The sequence below is a fragment of the Saccharothrix hoggarensis genome (assembly GCF_042678885.1).
Taxonomy (GTDB): Bacteria; Actinomycetota; Actinomycetes; order Mycobacteriales; family Pseudonocardiaceae; genus Actinosynnema; species Actinosynnema hoggarensis.
Genome location: NZ_JBHTLK010000009.1, coordinates 26,513 through 41,792, shown reverse-complemented (window position 1 = coordinate 41,792; position 15,280 = coordinate 26,513). Strand labels below are relative to the sequence as shown.

Genomic DNA, 15,280 nt, shown 5'->3' with positions numbered 1-15,280 from the left:
TCACCGTACTGAGCGGTGGGTGACGCTCGTGTCGCTTCGGAACTCCGAACATCACAGGCGGCCGTAGCGACGTGGACACGGCCGACGCCTCAGCAGGGCCGACTGCGGAGAGCACTTCGGCTGGTTCGCCACTTCCGAACGGCGATATGTCGAGACGTCGATTCGGTCTCCGAAGGCCCTCCCGGATCTGCGCCGTTCAGTATTTCGGTCTCGGCTACGTGGTGAGGAATGAACGGCGGCTGCAAGCAGTGAGGTGGTTTCTCCCTTTGTCGTCCGGGTGATGTGTTCGACGTGCCCCGCAGGGCGGGGCGCCGGAGCGCCGCCCCGCAGGGCGTCCTCGCGGACGGGTTGCGGTTGGCATCACGTCCAACCGGACGGCGGCGGGTCAGCGGTAACCGCAGGCGGCAGGGTCGCCCGACGCCATGTTGCGGGCCCCCCACTCGTTGAGCGGCTCCAGCGCCGCGTTCAGCGAGTGTCCCAATGGCGTCAACGAGTACTCGACCCTGGCGGGCACCTCGTCGAACTCCTCACGGCGGACGAGGTTGTCCGCCTCCATTTCCCGCAAATGCTGGTACAGCATCTTTTCGCTGATTCCCGGAACGAGTCGCCTCAATTGGCCGAAGCGCTTGCTCTCATCGGCGATGGCCCAGATTATAAGGACCTTCCACTTGCCTGCGATGAGGTCCACTGCGGCGTCCAATCCGCAGACGTAGCTCTTGGTCTTCACGTTCATCCCCTGACATCGTGGTAAGTACTTACCTTCCCGTAAGTACTTGTCCGCCCATGAACACCAGATACTGTAACGAGAGTCGGAGCACTGCGTAACGGTCGCTGCGGGTGACGCCGAGGATGCCGGAGTGTGGAGAGTCGATGAGCGGCAGCAACACTGGGTGTCGGTACGCTCCCGTCGTCGGATCGCCTCGCTCGCGGAGGCGTTCCGGGTGGGGGCCCACGTGGCCGGCGGGGATGCGAGCCTCGTGTGGTGGACTCCCGCGATAGGAACTCCTCTGCTGGTAGCAGTACCTTCCAGCCGGCTCGCGCGGCAGCCGTAGGAGCACTCGCCGCCGGCACCACCCCGATCTCCGGTTTCGAGCCCTCGTCCGGTCAGACCGATGTTAGCAAGGCACCCTCGGTCGGGATGGATATTCGAGCGCCGACGGGCTCTGCGCCTCGAACGGCACGACTCCGAATTTTCACCCATTCGGGCGATTGGGGCCTGAACGGGCGACTCAGTGTGTCCGGGAGCGTCAAGTCATTCCTTGGGCGGCGTGGTCACCCTATCCGCTGGTACGGCTTCGGAATTACGCGACGTGGTCACCGAGTGTCTTGCGAGAGCGTTGTTCTGACAACCGTGACCTACGCAGTGGGCGTGGTAGGCTGAATTCGCAGTCCGGTCGCTTCGATGACCGTTGACATTGACGGACGAGCACCGCGACCGCAATGACCCTTTCTTTGGGACGTGTCCGGCGCCACACAATCGGACCGTCGCGCAAGGTCGGGCACGCGGCGACCACAGGGGCCGCATGGTGGTCGGACACGACCACCGGAAGACGAATCGTAGGCTTGGGGGACACGATGCGGTTTCAGATGTTAGGCCCGCTAACGGCATTAGACCACGACGGCCACCCGGTCCCGCTGGGAGGGGCCCGGCAGCGCGCCACCCTCGGTCTGCTGCTGCTGCAGGCCAACCAGGTGCTTGCCACCAGTCAGTTGTTGCGGGCGCTGTGGCCCGGCGATGACGCGCCGACGTCGGCGCGGAAGATCCTGCAGAACGCGGTCTGGGGGCTGCGCACGGTTTTCGCGGCCCACGAGAGCGGGCGGGATGGAGCACCCAGCCTGGTGACGCAGCCGCCCGGCTACACGCTCCGGCTCGACGCCGAGCAGGTCGACCTGCACCGCTTCACGCGCCAGGCTTGCGACGGTCAGGCGCTGCTCGCGAGTGGTGAACCCGCCAAGGCGACGAAGGTGTTGCGCGAGGCGCTGTCGCTGTGGCGCGGCCCGGTGCTGGCGGACCTGGTCGAGGCCGGCGTCAACTGGCCGGAGCTGACCGCGGTGCAGCACTCCCGGCTCGACGCGATGGAGAACCTGTTCGAGGCCGAACTGGCTTGCGGACGCCATCACGCGGTGCTGGGGCAGTTGCAGGCGATGGTGGAGACCGAGGTGCTGCGTGAGCGGTTGTGCGGCCAGCTCATGCTCGCGCTCTACCGCTGCGGACGGCATGCCGACGCGCTCACCGCCTTCACCAGGACGCGGGCCGCGTTGGCGGACCTCGGCTTGGAGCCGGGTCACGGCCTGCGCGCGTTGCAGCAGGCCATCCTCACCCACGACCCGGCGCTCAACCCGTCCGAGCGGATCGAAGTGGCGTCGACCGAGGCGGAACCGGTGGTGCCCGCCGCCGGACCGGTCCCGCCCGTTCCGGCGGCTCTGGAGCCGGGGCGCGTCCCACTCGCCGATCGGCCGGCCGAGCCGACGGGACCCAAGGTGAGGCGCGAACGGCAGACCGTCAGCGTGCTGCTGATCCGGGCGCGCCCCGCTGTGGCCCAGGGTGTCATCCCAGCGCAGCGGATGGATGTCCACTTCGACACCATCGCCGTCGATGTCCGCCGGGCCGTGCAGGCCAAGGGCGGACTGATCCTGGCGTCGATCGGCTCCATCACCGCCGTGCTGTTCGAAGCGACGCAGGACGGCTGCCACGCCGAGCGCGCGGTCCGCGCGGTGTCCGGATTGGCCGACGTTCTCGACACCGGCGCGGAACCCGCTGTGCGACCGGAGGTCACCGCCGCCATCGTCACGGGCCAGGCCACCGTCCGGTACTCGCGCTCCGGTGAGGCGGTGGTGGTGGCGGGCATGTTGGTCGAGCGAGCCCAGTGGCTGCTGGCCGACGCGCCGGCGGGCGACATCAGGGTGTGCGAGCGGACGTTGTGGATGACCAGGTCGCTCTTCACGTACCGAGTCGCCCGGGATGGCGAGTCGGCCAGCCTGGGCGACGTCGGCGACGCGCAGGCGGGCAACGCGCTGCCATTCGCGGACCGCGAGCGTGAGATGCACCTGCTCGCGGGAATGCTCGACCGGGTCCGCCACCGTGTCCGACCGCACCTCGTGACCATCCTGGGCGACGCGGGCATCGGCAAGACGCACTTCCTGGCGGAACTCGTGCGCCGCCTGGACGAGGACGACGATGTCACCGTCCTCTCGGGACGGATCCCGGTCCGAGGCGCGGACGACCCGCTGGCACTTCCGAGCCAACTCGTCGGGGACTGCTGCGGCATCGAGCCGGGGGACTCCTCCGTCACGGTGTCGGCCAAGTTGTCGTACGTGCTCGATCAGGTGGCGTCGGACGACGAGGAGTTCCGGTGGCTGCGCTACTGGTTGCGCTACTGCGTAGACCCGCAGCGCGACGGGGCCGCCGGCGCACACGTCACCGAGGTGCTGAGCGCGTGGCGGCTGTTCGTGGAGAACCTCGCGCTCACGAAGCCCGTGATGATGGCGGTGGATGACCTGCACCTCGCCCACCCGGCCGTGCTCGACGCGGTGGAGGCCCTGGTCGAGACCATTCGTGCGGTGCCGCTGCTCGTGGTCGCCACCGCGCAGCCGCGCCTCCTGGACCGCAGGCAGGACTGGGGTGGTGGCAAGCGGCACGCCGCGACCATCACCCTGGACCCGGTCTTCGGTGACGGCGCGGAGCGGGTGGTCGGACTGCCGGGAGCCATCAGGACGCCCCGCCTCGTCCCCGTGGACCCCATGGTCGAGCAAGAGCTGGATTACCTGGCCCGTTGACCTGGGAGCGCGGTGGTAGTGGTGATCGTGCCACCACCACCGCGCTCCAGCGTCGGCGAGGTGCCGAACGACGGCACCGCGCACCCGGGCCGTACAGGCCTGGGTACGCGGTGCCGTGAGATGACCCTTACGGGGGAACGCCTACAGCGGGATCGTCTCCAGGGCGATGGGGCGGTCGACTGCCATGATCCACTTGCCGTCCGGCTTCCGGACCAGGACGTCGGTGCAGATGCCGTTGATCCGCACCGGCTTGCCGTCGTCACCGGTGATCTCCAGGCGGAAGTCCACCACGATCAACGACGTGTGCCCGCCGGCGACGTAGGCGTACTTCACGGTGGAGTCCAGTTTGGGGTTCCGCGCCAGCAGCTCGGTGATCGCGGCGGTCCGGTCCGCGCCGGTGCGCGGGGCGCCGGTGAGGTTCGAGATGGCGTCGTCGCGGTAGAGGCTGTCGAAGATGGCGCCCTTGCCGGAGTTGAAAGCCGCGAGGAAGACCGCGTTCTGCACCTCCGGGTCGTCGGTCAGTTCGAGGTTGTCCAAGTCCACTTGCGCCGTCATGGGCGACTTCTCGCTTTCTGTTCGTCGGTGGCTCGTGCCCGGTCCCGTCGGACGGGGCCGGATCAGAGGAAGTAGTTCTGCGGGTCGAGCCCCAGCAGGACGCGGCCCTGGACCTCGAGGCTGGTCGCCGCGTTCAGCAGACCGTGCTGGGCCATGCCCTGCACGTCGCGCTGGAACCGCTGGAGGGGGACGTTGCGCGCGATCACGGTGGCGCCGCTGGCGCTGTAGAGCAGGTCCACGGCCTCCTTCGCCATTTGGATGGCGAAGGCGCTCTGGCCGCGGATGTCCGCGCGCTCCTCCCACGTGGGCTGCACGCCCTCGTCGGCACGGCGCTGGATCAGGGCAACCATGCGTTCGAGCATGGCGTCGGCCGCGGTGATCTTGTTCGCCGCGGTGGCGAGCTGCACGTGGGTCAGCGGATGCGCGCTCTGGTCGGTCCAGCTCGAGTAGGAGATGCCGCGACCGGCCAGTCGGCCGAGGAACAGGTCGTACGCGCCGCGTGCCATGCCGACGAACGCGGCCAGCGACTCGGCCAGCACCAGCGGGTAGAGGCAGTAGTTGCGGCCGGTCGCGCCGGTGTTCGACCGGTCGTCCAGCGTGCCGAGCACGGCCCTCTCGGCGTCCGCGACCCGGTGCGCCGGGATGAAGACGTCCGTCGCGGTGCTGCTCACGCTCCCGGTGCCGCGCGCGGCCGAGACGTCCCAGTCGTCGGCGAGGGTCATGTCCGACAGCGGCACCAGCGCCACAGCCTCGCCGACCGGACCGTCCGGCCCCTCGACGATGGCGGCCATCATGTTCCAGTCGGCGGCCTTCGAACCGGTGTTGAACCGCCAGGTGCCGTTGAGCCGGTAGCCGCCGTCGACAGGGGTCAGCGTGCCGCCTGGCGTGAACCCGCCGGAAACACGGACCGCACCCGACCCGAAGATCTCCTCTTGGGCCTTGTCCGGGTACAGCGACACCATCCAGGCGGTGCTCACCCACACCATCGACACCCATCCGGTGGACGGGCACCCACGCGCGATCTCGGTCAGCACCGCGGCCTTCTCGGCCAGCGGCAGGTCCAGACCGCCGAACCGGCGCGGCACGGCCATCCCGAACACGCCGGCCTTCTCCAGCAGGTCGATGTTCTCCTGCGGGAGCCAGCCGTTCGCGTCCGCCTCGGCGCCGTTGGCGCGCAGCGTCGGGACGAGGTCCCGTACCGCTTCCAGAACCGCCGGCCGGGCGTCTTCGATCGTGGTCACCATGCCTCCTCGGTCGTGCTTCCGCACGGGTATGCCCGCGGTGTCGTCCTGGTTCGGTCGCCGGCGTCGAACGCGTCGCACCTCGGCGCTATTCGCCGGCCAGGCTTCGACGCTTGCCGACAAAGCTACCGAGGCGCATACCGCACGTGTCCAATACGCAATCACTGCTCGGTAACCACGCAGGTGGCGGGACTTCGCGCGGACCCGATGACCAGCCGATTACCCGGCGGTTACCAGTCCCCGAACCAGTCGCGACCGTCAATGAGCAAACGGTGGAAAATACTTCGCCCGCGATCTCGAACAAGTTCGGACACGCTGCTTCACTGGTGGCCATGACGACGACCGGAAAACCCATCCTGGTGCTCGGTGGAACCGGCAAGACCGGAAGGCGGGTTGTTGCGCAGCTCCGTGCCCGCGGGTTCAGCGCGCGCGCCGCGAGCCGCAACGGCGAGACGAAGTTCGACTGGCACGACGAGAGCACCTGGGACGCGGCCCTCGACGGGGCCGGCGCCGTCTACATGGTCGACCTGGTCGACGAGGCGGTGGAGTGGGATCCGGCGGTGTCGGTCCGGTCGTTCTGCAAGAAGGCCGTCGCCGCCGGCGTCGAGCGTCTGACCCTGCTGCAGGCCCGTACCGACGAGGAGGCGGGCGGCAAGTCGCTGACCGGCAGCGAGGACATCGTCCGCGCGTCGGGCCTCCGGTGGACCATCCTGCGGCCGACGTGGTTCACCCAGAACTTCGACGAAGGCGTGCTGCTGGACGGCATCCTCGCGGGGAACCTGCGGTTGCCCGCGGGTGACGGCCTCGAACCGTTCGTCGACTGCGAGGACATCGCCGAGGTCGCCGTGGTGTCGCTGACCGAGGAGGGCCACGCGGGTCAGGTCTACGAGTTGACCGGCCCGGAGCTCATCACCTTCGGCCAGGCGGTCGCGGAGATCGCCCGCGCCACGGGCCGTGAGATCCGCTACGAGGCCGTCACGCACGAGCAGTACGTCGACGAGCTGGTCTCGTTCGGCACGCCGCGCGAGTACGCCGAGCTGCTGGCCGACCTGATCGGCCAGATCCGCGAGGGCAAGAACGCCTACCTGTCCGATGGGGTGCAGCGCGCCCTCGGCCGCGACCCGATCAGCTTCGCCCAGTACGCCGCGAACGCCGCCGCGAACGGCGCCTGGCGGGTGTGATCCGGGCCGGACGGCCGACCCGCCCGGACCACAGACGAGTACGCACAGGAGGCAGCATGTCTGCGCACACCACCCCGATGCCGTCCCGCGCGGCCGGTAGCGCCGTGGCGCCGGACGTCCTGCGCCGCGTCATGTCCCGGTTCGCCACCGGCGTGGTGGTGCTCACCGTCGGCGGCGAACACATTCGCGGCATGACCGCGAACGCGTTCACCTCGGTGTCGCTGAGCCCCCCGCTGGTGCTGTGCTGCGTCGCGCACTCCGCGGTCATGCACGGCGCGCTCACCGCCACCGGCGCGTTCGGGGTGTCGGTGATGGGCGCGGACCAGGAGCACGTCGCCCGCCACTTCGCGGACAAGCGCCGGCCGGACGGCCGGGCCCAGTTCGAGTCGTTCGGCTGGCACTCGGGGCCCCGCACGGGTGCGCCGTTGATCGGCGGCGCGCTGGCGTGGCTGGAGTGCGAGGTCAGCGCCGTCCACACGGCGGGCGACCACTCGGTGATCGTCGGGACCGTGCTGAGCGGTGACACCGCGGGCGACGGCTCCGGGTTGCTCTTCTACGGGGGCGCGTTCCGGCGACTGGCCCCATTCGACGCGCTCGAGGCCGGCTGACACCCGGTTGGGAGTGCGGCCCGGTGCGCGGGCGGGTCCCCCAGGCCCGCCCGCCCGGGCTCGGCCCGGCGTGCGGGAGGTCGGCCCCCAGACCGGCCTCCCGCACGCTGCGGTCCACTGACCCGGCGGCACGTCGCCTCCCGCCACCGGGCGGTGGTGGCGTGGTCGCCGATCGGGCGTCGCTACAGTGGTCGCACGGACGGTTACCCGCCGTGCACCAACCACTCCCCGATCCCGTCACCGATGAGGAGCACCAATGAACCAGCCCGGCGCGGAGCCGGTCACCGACAGCCCGTACGCGGGGGTCGCCGAGCACGTCGCGCGGTACCTCTCCAGCGACGGGCGGGACGGCCACATGGAGGCGGGCGTCCCGAACCTCGTCCTCACGACCAGGGGACGCAAGAGCGGCAAGCTCCGCCGGACCGCCATGTTCTACACGAAGGACGGCGACCGCTACGTGATCGTCGCCTCTCACATGAGCGGCGGCCCGAAGCACCCCGACTGGTACCTCAACCTGGTCGCGAACCCGGAGGTGCACGTTCAGGCCGGGTCCGAGAAGTTCACCGCACGCGCGCGCACCGCGGGTGCGGAGGAGAAGCCGCGGCTGTGGGCCCTGATGACCAGGCTGTGGCCCGCGTACGACACCTACCAGGCCACCGCGACGAGGGAGATCCCGGTAGTGGTCCTGGAGCGCGTGTAACTGCTGAGGAGACCCATCCCCGAGGGGTGGACGGCAACCGCCGTCCACCCCTCGCGGCATTGTGAGGAGCGCCAAGGGGCCCGGAAGTGGGCCGTCCATTACCGACGATGAACAGCCGGTGGTCGGCGCCCGGTTACGGTCGCGGCGTTCGATGCGGGGACCGGCCCTGCTGCACCGATGCGCTGTCCAATGAGGATTCACCGGTCCCGCTGCGAGTCCCTTCAGGAGGAACGCGTGACCACCGCGCACTACGACGCCATCGTCATCGGAGCCGGCTTCGCGGGCATCACCGCCGCGCGCGAACTCGGCTCGCAGGGCAAGCGCACCTTGGTGCTGGAGGCCAAGGACCGGCTGGGCGGCCGCGCCTACACCGAGACGCTGGCCGGCCACCACGTCGAACTCGGCGGTGCGTGGGTCCACTGGACCCAGCCCCACGTGTGGACCGAGATCACCCGTTACGGCCTGGGCATCGTGCCCGACGAGAAGGCCCTGTTCGCCAACTTCCCGGGCGCCGACGGTCAGATGAAGACCTACCCGGGGGAGGAGGTCCTGACTCGGCAGCAGGAGCTGCTGGAGCGGCTGTTCACCGGTTGGGAGGAGTACTTCGAGCGACCCCACGACCCCTGGTTCCGGCCGGAGAAGCTGGCGGAGGTCGACAAGCTCTCGCTCCGCGACCGCATCCTGGAGCTGGAGCTGTCACCCGAGGACGAGAACCTGTTGTGGGGCTGGGCCTCGGGGGAGTCCGGCGGTCGCAGCGCCCGTGGCGCGCTGACCATGCCCGGCCACTGGTGGGCCATGGGCGGCCTCCAGCTGATCGGTTTCGACGCCATCTTCAACCTCCGGCTGGAGGTCGGCATGCAGAAGCTCGTCGAGCTGATGGCGGCCGACGTCCGAAACAGCGAGCTGCGGCTGGACACCGCCGTCAAGGCGGTGCACGACGACGGCGCCGCGGTGACCGTGACGACGGCGTCCGGTGAGGTCTTCACCGCGTCGACCGCTGTGGTCACCGTCCCGGTGAACGTGTGGAAGAGCATCGAGTTCAGCCCGGCGCTGCCCGAGCCGTACACGCGGGCCAGCACGGAGACCATCGGCGTGCCGAACGCGGTCAAGCTCGCGCTGCACATCCGCGGCGACTTCGAAGGCGCGTTCTACGCGCAGGGCGAGGAGGGGGCGGCGTTCATCGGGCTCTTCCCGCACCGCGTGCTGCCCGACGGCACCCAGCTCGTGGTCGGCTTCTGCGTCGAGGACTGGGTGGACGTCAACGACCCGAAGCAGGTGGAGGAGGCCGTGCGCCACCTGGAACCGAGGGCCGAGGTCCTCGACTACAAGTTCCACGACTGGGGCCGCGACGAGTTCAGCGAGGGCGGCTGGGCGTACCGGCAGCCCGGTCAGCTCACCACCATGCGGGAGATCCAGCGACCGCAGGGTCGGCTGGCGTTCGCGTCGGGTGACATGGCCAACGGCTGGAGCGGCTGCGTCGACGGCGCGATCGAGTCCGGCATCGTGGCCGCGCGCCACATCGCCGGCCTGCTCGACCGGCACTGAGCCGCCGTTCCGGACGCCTTGTCGGGGTTGCGACCACTGACCAATTGGTAAGTACTGACTTTTTTATCAGTAGTTGATCAATCGTCGCCGGCGTGTGATTCTAGCGTCGAAGCACGCGCATCATTCGCTCGCGGAGCTGAACAGGAGAATTCCGCACATGTTCTCTGGCAAGAGGGCCGTGATCACCGGTGGCACCCACGGCATGGGGCTGGCCATCGTGAAGGCGCTGCTCGCGGGTGGTGCCGACGTGCTGACGACCGGCTACAACGAGCGCAACGTCGAGGCGGCGCAACGGGAACTCGGTCCGAAGGCGCACGTCGTGCGCTCCGACACCACGGACCTGGCCGACATCGACGTCCTGGGCAAGCTGGTCGAGGAGAAGTTGGGCTCGGTCGACTACGTGCACATCAACGCCGGCTTCGCCGAGCTCGAACCGTTCGACGCCGTCACCGAGGCGACGTTCGACAAGACGTTCGCCATCAACACCAAGGGTGCCTTCTTCACCGTTCAGCGCCTGCTGCCCATGATCTCCGAAGGCGGTGCGGTGGTCTTCACGACCGCGGTCGCCGACGGCACCGGAACCCCCGGCATGGCGACGTTCTCCGGCGCGAAGGCGGCGGTGCGGGCGTTCGCGCAGGTGCTGGCGGCGGAGCTGCTGCCCAGGCGCATCCGGGTCAACGTGGTGAGCCCCGGGTTCATCAAGACCCCGACCATGGGCGTGGCCACCGCGAGCCCCGAGTACCGCGAGCACTTCGAGATCGAGGGCGCCGCGCTGACTCCGCTCGGCCGCATCGGCACGCCGGAGGAAGTGGCGCAGGCGTCGCTGTTCCTGGCGTTCGGCGCGACCTTCACCACCGGGGTCGAGCTGCCGGTCGACGGCGGCATCGCACAGGGCCTGGTTCCGCTGGGCTCCGAATGAGAGCACCGCTCGGGCCGCGAGAGCCGCGAGCGGAGATCGACAATACAGGTTGCCGAGTATTGCCGGGGCAGACCATTGCCCTGGCAATACGCGGCTGAACTCGCTGTGTGCGGGAAACAGGAACGACGATGGCGACAGTCACCTCATTCACCGAGATCCAGAGCAGGTTCTTCGAGTACATCGCGGACATCAAGTACTGCACGATGATCACGGTGGACAAGAGGAACCGGCCCAGGGCCAGGGTCCTGCTGCCGATCTGGGAGGTGGTGGACGACCGCCCGGTGGGGTGGCTGGCCGCCTACAAGACGCCGGTGAAGACGGCACACCTGGCGCGCAACCCGCACGCCACCTTCTCCTACTGGTCACCGCGCCAGAACGTGGTGCACATCGACACCGTGTCGATCTGGGTCGACGACCCGGAGATCAAGCGCGACATCTGGAACCTGTACCGCAAGGGTTCGCCTCCCACTGTCGGGTACGACCCGATCACGTACTGGAGGGGCGGCCCGGAAGACCCCGAGTACCACCTGCTCCGCATGGAGCCGTACCGAGTGCAGGTCGTCCGCGGGACGGACTTGTCCGCACGCATCTGGCAGTCGGACAACGCGTGACCGTCCCGCCGGCGGCCCCGGTCCGAAGGCCGGCAGGCGACCCGACCGGCGGACGTGACAACCCACAACAGCGACACCGTGAACCATCGGAAGGACAAGTCATGTCAGGGGACAACCGCTCGGCCGCGGGCACCGCGGCGACGAATGAGACGGCGCGGGCCGTCGGTGCCGAGGAGGCCGTGGAGGCACCGAAGAACCCGTTGCGCTGGAAGGCGCTCGCGCTGCTGTGCACGGGCTTCTTCATGGTTCAGCTGGACGCGCAGATCGTGCTGCTGGCGTTGCCGTCCATGCAGGCCGAGATCGGCCTGACCGCCGCGGGCGCGCAGTGGGTCATGAGCTCGTACCTGCTGACCTTCGGTGGCTTGCTGCTGCTCGGCGGCCGTGCCGCCGACATCCTCGGCCGGCGGCGCATGTTCATGGTCGGCATGGTGCTCTTCCTGGTCTCGTCCCTGATCGCCGGTCTGGCCTGGGACCCGACCATCCTGATTCTGGCCCGCGTCGGCCAGGGCATCTCCGCCGCCATCATCTCGCCCACGGCGCTGTCGCTGGTGATGGTCACCTTCACCGACAAGAAGGAACTGGGCAAGGCGCTGGCGATCTGGGCCGCCAACGGTGCCGCGGGCGCCATGGCGGCGCTGTTGATCGGCGGTCCCATCAACGACCTCCTCGGCTGGGAGTGGATCTTCTTCATCAACGTGCCGGTGGCGCTGGTGGTGCTCGCCCTCGCGAAGAAGCTGCTGCCCGAGAGCAAGGTGACGGGCCAGGGCAAGGGCTTCGACCCGCTCGGCGCGCTGACCATCACCCTGGCGACGGTCGCGTTCATCTACGCCGTCGTGGAGACCCCCGTCGCCGGCTGGCTGAGCGGGCAGACCCTCGGCCTGCTGGCCGTGGCCGCCGTGCTGATCGCGCTGTTCATCGTCATCGAGAAGCGGGTCTCCACCCCGATGGTGCCGCTGAGCCTGTTCCGCAGCCGGAACCTCGTCGGCGGCAACGTCGTCATGCTGCTCGTCGGCATGGTGACCTTCGGCGCGGTGCTGATCATCTCGCTGTACGCGCAGCAGGTGCTCGGCTACACCGCTCTCGCCTTCGGCCTCAGCACCGTGATCTACACGGTGATGTCCACGATCGGCTCGCAGATCGGCGCACGCGTCGTCGCCAAGATCGGGTTCCGGACGCTGTCGGTGATCTCGATGGCGCTGATGGCGGTCGGCACCCTGCTGCTGACGCAGGTCTCGGTGGACGGCACCTACTTCGCCGACCTGTTCGGGGGCCTGCTCCTCTTCGGCCTCGGCCTCGGTCTCGGCTTCGTCGGTGTCACCATCGCCGCGCTGGCCGACGTCCCGGCCGAGAACTCGGGTGTGGCTTCCGGCATCAACACCGCGGGTTTCCAGATGGGTGGCGCGATCGGCGTCGCGGTGGCGACCTCGGTGGCGGTCACCTTCACCCGTGGGGCTGACCAGAAGCACGCTCTGAACGAGGGCTTCCAGGCGGGTTTCTGGGCGATGACCGTCCTGGCGGTCGTCAGCCTTCTCGTGGGTCTGGTGCTGTTCAAGACGCCGAAGCCCACGGCGGCTGTCGAGAGCTAGCACACTTCCCTCTCCGTGCGCGGGCGGCCGGCTTCCCCCGGCTGTCCGCGCATCGGTCGCACGGGAGCGCCGACGGTGGCTCGCACGGTCGCCGCCGGCACGGAACGTCCGCGTCCCCTGACGGAGCCGTGCCGGCTCGTGGGCGCTCGCTGGAGGTCGTTCCCGGGCAAAATGGAGGCCGCCGACCGTCCGGTCGGCGGCCTCCTCCCGCGAGCGGGTCAGTTCGGCAGCAGCGCCATTCCGTCGGCCTTGCCGATGATCGCGCACAGTGCGCGCAGGGCCCGGCCGAACTGCTCGATCGCCTCGTCGGAGATCGCCAGCGAGGGCTCCACCCGCAGGGTGTGGGCCGCGCTGGCGGTGGGGAAGACCCGGATGGACTGCTCGCGCAACAGGTACCCGGCCACCAGGTAGCCGATCAGGCCCGCGCGGGCGTTGTCCCGCAGCACCTCCGAGGTCGACCCGGTCAGGTCGTGGAACTCGATGCCCAGCATCAGACCCCTGCCCCGAACCGCCGCGACCACATCGGGGAACTCCGCGGCCACGGCGTCCAGCTCGCGACGCAACCGCCCGCCACGCTCGACGGCCAGCCGGTAAGCCGCGCCGTCGTCCGCCTCCAGCATCTCCACGACCTTGATGCCGATGTGGCAGGACAACGCGTCCTTCGCGAACGTCGAGCTGTGCACCAGCTCGAAGTCGCTGCGGTAGCGGCTCTGCCGAACCAGCAGCGCCGCCGTCTTGGCGATGCCGCCGCCGAGGCCCTTGGCCAGCACGAAGTAGTCGCCGAGCAAGCCGATGCCGGAGGCGGAGAAGAACCGCCCGGTGCGCCCCATGCCGCTCTGCACCTCGTCCACGACCACGGGGAAGCCCGCGGAGTCGGCGGCGGCGCGGATCTCCGCCGCCAACTCCGGCGACAGCACGTGGATGCCGCCCTCGCCCTGCACCGGCTCGACGAAGAACGCGCCGATCGCCGGGAAGTCGCGTTCGGCCAGTGTCACCTGCCCGTCGACCACGACCGGCGCCAGCAGTGCCACGCGCTCCTCGGCCAGCACCGAAGCGAGCGCGCCCGGCTGGTCGACCGGGACGAACCGGGCCTGTGCCGCAAGCGCGCGGAACGGCGCCCGGTAGCCCGCGTTGTGGGTCAGCTGCACGCTGCCGGCCAGCTTGCCGTGGAAGGAGCCCTCCAGCGTCAGGAAGACCGGTCCGCGACCGAGGACCTCGGCGTTGTGGCGGGCGATCTCGGACACGACGGCGTCGAAGTCCACGCCGTCGGTCACACCGAGTCGGGCGCGCGCCTCGGCGGACACGGTCGCCGTGCCGTCCGCGACCGCGGCTCGGGCGGCTGCGATGTCGGCCTCCACGGCCGCGTGCAACTCGCCGACGCGGATCACCCGGTCCAGTTCGGCGTGCTTCATCGCCGTCTCGATGCCCTCGGCGCCGCTGTTGGCGAACACCGCCGAGTACGGTTCGTCGATGCCGAACTCGCGGTGCAGCACCCGGTTCAGCGCGGCGGCCAGCTCGTTGGCGTACGGGTGGTAGGAGAACTGCGCGTGCAGCGGCACCCGCTTCGCCAGCAGGTCGCGCGCGAGCGCGACCAGGTCGGGGTGGTTGTGGCCGAAGATCAAGGTGCCGTAACCACCGACCAGGTCCAGCACGGCGGTTTCAGTGCCGTCGCGGTCGCGGTAGTAGAGGGTGTCACCCTCACCGCGCACGTACTCGACGTCGAGGCCGAGGCCGGCGAGCAGCCCTCGCATGTGGGCCTCGGCGAGTTCGGGTTCCATCGTGGGAGCAGCCATGTGCCCTCCTCCGTCATGCTCGGGTCATCGCCGTCCGGGGCGAGCGGGAGGACGATTACCCGCCGATGACCGCGCTGCGTGTGGTCGTCCTGTCGGCACGCTCGGCGCTGTCGCCGATGGCCCGTGGAGGCGTGCGGGCGGGACGGGTCCACGCCCGCCGCCGCATCCCGCGCGTGTCCCTCAGGCTTCGCCGAACGGGTTGTCCACGACGTACCGCCAGCGCCCGTCCTCGCCCACGCGCAGCACGTCGAGCCCGATACCGGTGTGGTGCTCGGCCTCGAACCCCTGGCCCGCCGGGATGTTCAGCTCCCAGTCGACCACCAACAGCGCGGTGTCCTCGGTCACGAACGACTCGCGCAGCTCGGCCTTCATCACCGGCTTGCGGGCCAAGTACGCGCGGATGCCCTCCTCGTGCTCCTCGCCGCTGACCGGCTTGCCCGGCTCCCACACCGAGACCGCGTCCTCGGTGTAGAGCCTCAGCACGGCTTCGACGTCGCCCGAGTTCATCGCGCGCACGTATGTCGCGGTCATTTCCCGGGGGTCCGCCACGGGTTCGATCCTGTCCACGGTGCTCGTCATCTGCCGATTCACCCTCTCGTCGGTGCGCTGTTCCGGGACCACGCGTCCCGGTCGAGCCCAACCTAGCCAGGGATTCCCACTGCGAATCCACGCCCGGGTAATCGCCGCGCGGTGCCCCGGTGGGCTGGACGGGGAAGCCCGTTTTGAACACGGATTCGCCGGAACCCGGTCCAGGACCGGTAATC

The 15,280-nt window shown here is 69.5% G+C and carries 13 protein-coding genes; 8 read left to right on the top strand and 5 right to left on the bottom strand.

Features of this window, described 5'->3' with window-relative positions; genetic code table 11:
• Positions 1-385: 385 nt before the first annotated feature.
• A complete protein-coding gene (locus ACFQ3T_RS03720; RefSeq protein ID WP_380719737.1) occupies positions 386-733 on the bottom strand; it encodes a winged helix-turn-helix transcriptional regulator in 348 nt (115 codons plus the stop codon).
• Between the two features lie 854 nt (positions 734-1,587).
• On the opposite strand from ACFQ3T_RS03720, the gene ACFQ3T_RS03715 reads away from it, so the two are divergent.
• The gene (locus tag ACFQ3T_RS03715) at positions 1,588-3,777 is read left to right on the top strand and encodes a BTAD domain-containing putative transcriptional regulator (protein WP_380719735.1); all 2,190 of its coding nucleotides are present in this window, start codon (positions 1,588-1,590) and stop codon (positions 3,775-3,777) included.
• Positions 3,778-3,918: 141 nt separating this feature from the next.
• Here the strand turns inward: ACFQ3T_RS03715 and ACFQ3T_RS03710 are convergent, their stop codons facing one another.
• A complete protein-coding gene (locus ACFQ3T_RS03710; protein ID WP_380719733.1) occupies positions 3,919-4,332 on the bottom strand; it encodes a YybH family protein in 414 nt (137 codons plus the stop codon).
• A gap of 62 nt (positions 4,333-4,394) precedes the next feature.
• On the bottom strand, positions 4,395-5,576 hold the full coding sequence (locus ACFQ3T_RS03705; protein ID WP_380719731.1) for an acyl-CoA dehydrogenase family protein: 1,182 nt from the start codon (positions 5,574-5,576) through the stop codon (positions 4,395-4,397).
• A 329-nt stretch (positions 5,577-5,905) separates the two neighbouring features.
• Between ACFQ3T_RS03705 and ACFQ3T_RS03700 the strand changes: the two genes are divergently transcribed.
• From ACFQ3T_RS03700 to ACFQ3T_RS03670, 7 genes are all read left to right on the top strand, one after another.
• Complete coding sequence (locus ACFQ3T_RS03700; RefSeq protein ID WP_380719730.1) at positions 5,906-6,754, top strand: NAD(P)H-binding protein; 849 nt, start codon at positions 5,906-5,908, stop codon at positions 6,752-6,754.
• Between the two features lie 56 nt (positions 6,755-6,810).
• Complete coding sequence (locus ACFQ3T_RS03695; RefSeq protein WP_380719728.1) at positions 6,811-7,362, top strand: flavin reductase family protein; 552 nt, start codon at positions 6,811-6,813, stop codon at positions 7,360-7,362.
• Between the two features lie 256 nt (positions 7,363-7,618).
• A complete protein-coding gene (locus ACFQ3T_RS03690) occupies positions 7,619-8,062 on the top strand; it encodes a nitroreductase family deazaflavin-dependent oxidoreductase (protein WP_380719726.1) in 444 nt (147 codons plus the stop codon).
• Between the two features lie 234 nt (positions 8,063-8,296).
• On the top strand, positions 8,297-9,607 hold the full coding sequence (locus tag ACFQ3T_RS03685; protein WP_380719725.1) for a flavin monoamine oxidase family protein: 1,311 nt from the start codon (positions 8,297-8,299) through the stop codon (positions 9,605-9,607).
• Between the two features lie 157 nt (positions 9,608-9,764).
• Positions 9,765-10,526 (top strand): SDR family oxidoreductase, encoded by a 762-nt coding sequence (locus ACFQ3T_RS03680; RefSeq protein ID WP_380719724.1) that lies wholly within the window; start codon positions 9,765-9,767, stop codon positions 10,524-10,526.
• Between the two features lie 128 nt (positions 10,527-10,654).
• On the top strand, positions 10,655-11,137 hold the full coding sequence (locus tag ACFQ3T_RS03675) for a pyridoxamine 5'-phosphate oxidase family protein (protein WP_380719723.1): 483 nt from the start codon (positions 10,655-10,657) through the stop codon (positions 11,135-11,137).
• Positions 11,138-11,238: 101 nt separating this feature from the next.
• A complete protein-coding gene (locus ACFQ3T_RS03670; RefSeq protein WP_380719721.1) occupies positions 11,239-12,723 on the top strand; it encodes a DHA2 family efflux MFS transporter permease subunit in 1,485 nt (494 codons plus the stop codon).
• Positions 12,724-12,941: 218 nt separating this feature from the next.
• Here ACFQ3T_RS03670 and ACFQ3T_RS03665 read toward each other — a convergent pair whose 3' ends face one another.
• Both ACFQ3T_RS03665 and ACFQ3T_RS03660 read right to left on the bottom strand, forming a co-directional pair.
• Positions 12,942-14,516, bottom strand: coding sequence for an aspartate aminotransferase family protein (locus ACFQ3T_RS03665; RefSeq protein WP_380719719.1), 1,575 nt, complete (start codon positions 14,514-14,516; stop codon positions 12,942-12,944).
• 180 nt (positions 14,517-14,696) lie between these two features.
• Positions 14,697-15,047, bottom strand: a complete 351-nt coding sequence (locus ACFQ3T_RS03660; protein WP_380719717.1) for a YybH family protein — start codon at positions 15,045-15,047, stop codon at positions 14,697-14,699.
• Positions 15,048-15,280: the final 233 nt, after the last annotated feature.

Bases quoted from the DNA above. Each gene is read 5' to 3' on its own strand.
- ACFQ3T_RS03705 (WP_380719731.1), bottom strand. From the start codon at position 5,576: ATGGTGACCACGATCGAAGACGCCCGGCCGGCGGTTCTGGAAGCGGTA.
- ACFQ3T_RS03690 (WP_380719726.1), top strand. From the start codon at position 7,619: ATGAACCAGCCCGGCGCGGAGCCGGTCACCGACAGCCCGTACGCGGGG.
- ACFQ3T_RS03675 (WP_380719723.1), top strand. From the start codon at position 10,655: ATGGCGACAGTCACCTCATTCACCGAGATCCAGAGCAGGTTCTTCGAG.
- ACFQ3T_RS03720 (WP_380719737.1), bottom strand. From the start codon at position 733: ATGAACGTGAAGACCAAGAGCTACGTCTGCGGATTGGACGCCGCAGTG.
- ACFQ3T_RS03710 (WP_380719733.1), bottom strand. From the start codon at position 4,332: ATGACGGCGCAAGTGGACTTGGACAACCTCGAACTGACCGACGACCCG.
- ACFQ3T_RS03670 (WP_380719721.1), top strand. From the start codon at position 11,239: ATGTCAGGGGACAACCGCTCGGCCGCGGGCACCGCGGCGACGAATGAG.
- ACFQ3T_RS03700 (WP_380719730.1), top strand. From the start codon at position 5,906: ATGACGACGACCGGAAAACCCATCCTGGTGCTCGGTGGAACCGGCAAG.
- ACFQ3T_RS03695 (WP_380719728.1), top strand. From the start codon at position 6,811: ATGTCTGCGCACACCACCCCGATGCCGTCCCGCGCGGCCGGTAGCGCC.
- ACFQ3T_RS03660 (WP_380719717.1), bottom strand. From the start codon at position 15,047: ATGACCGCGACATACGTGCGCGCGATGAACTCGGGCGACGTCGAAGCC.
- ACFQ3T_RS03665 (WP_380719719.1), bottom strand. From the start codon at position 14,516: ATGGCTGCTCCCACGATGGAACCCGAACTCGCCGAGGCCCACATGCGA.
- ACFQ3T_RS03680 (WP_380719724.1), top strand. From the start codon at position 9,765: ATGTTCTCTGGCAAGAGGGCCGTGATCACCGGTGGCACCCACGGCATG.
- ACFQ3T_RS03715 (WP_380719735.1), top strand. From the start codon at position 1,588: ATGTTAGGCCCGCTAACGGCATTAGACCACGACGGCCACCCGGTCCCG.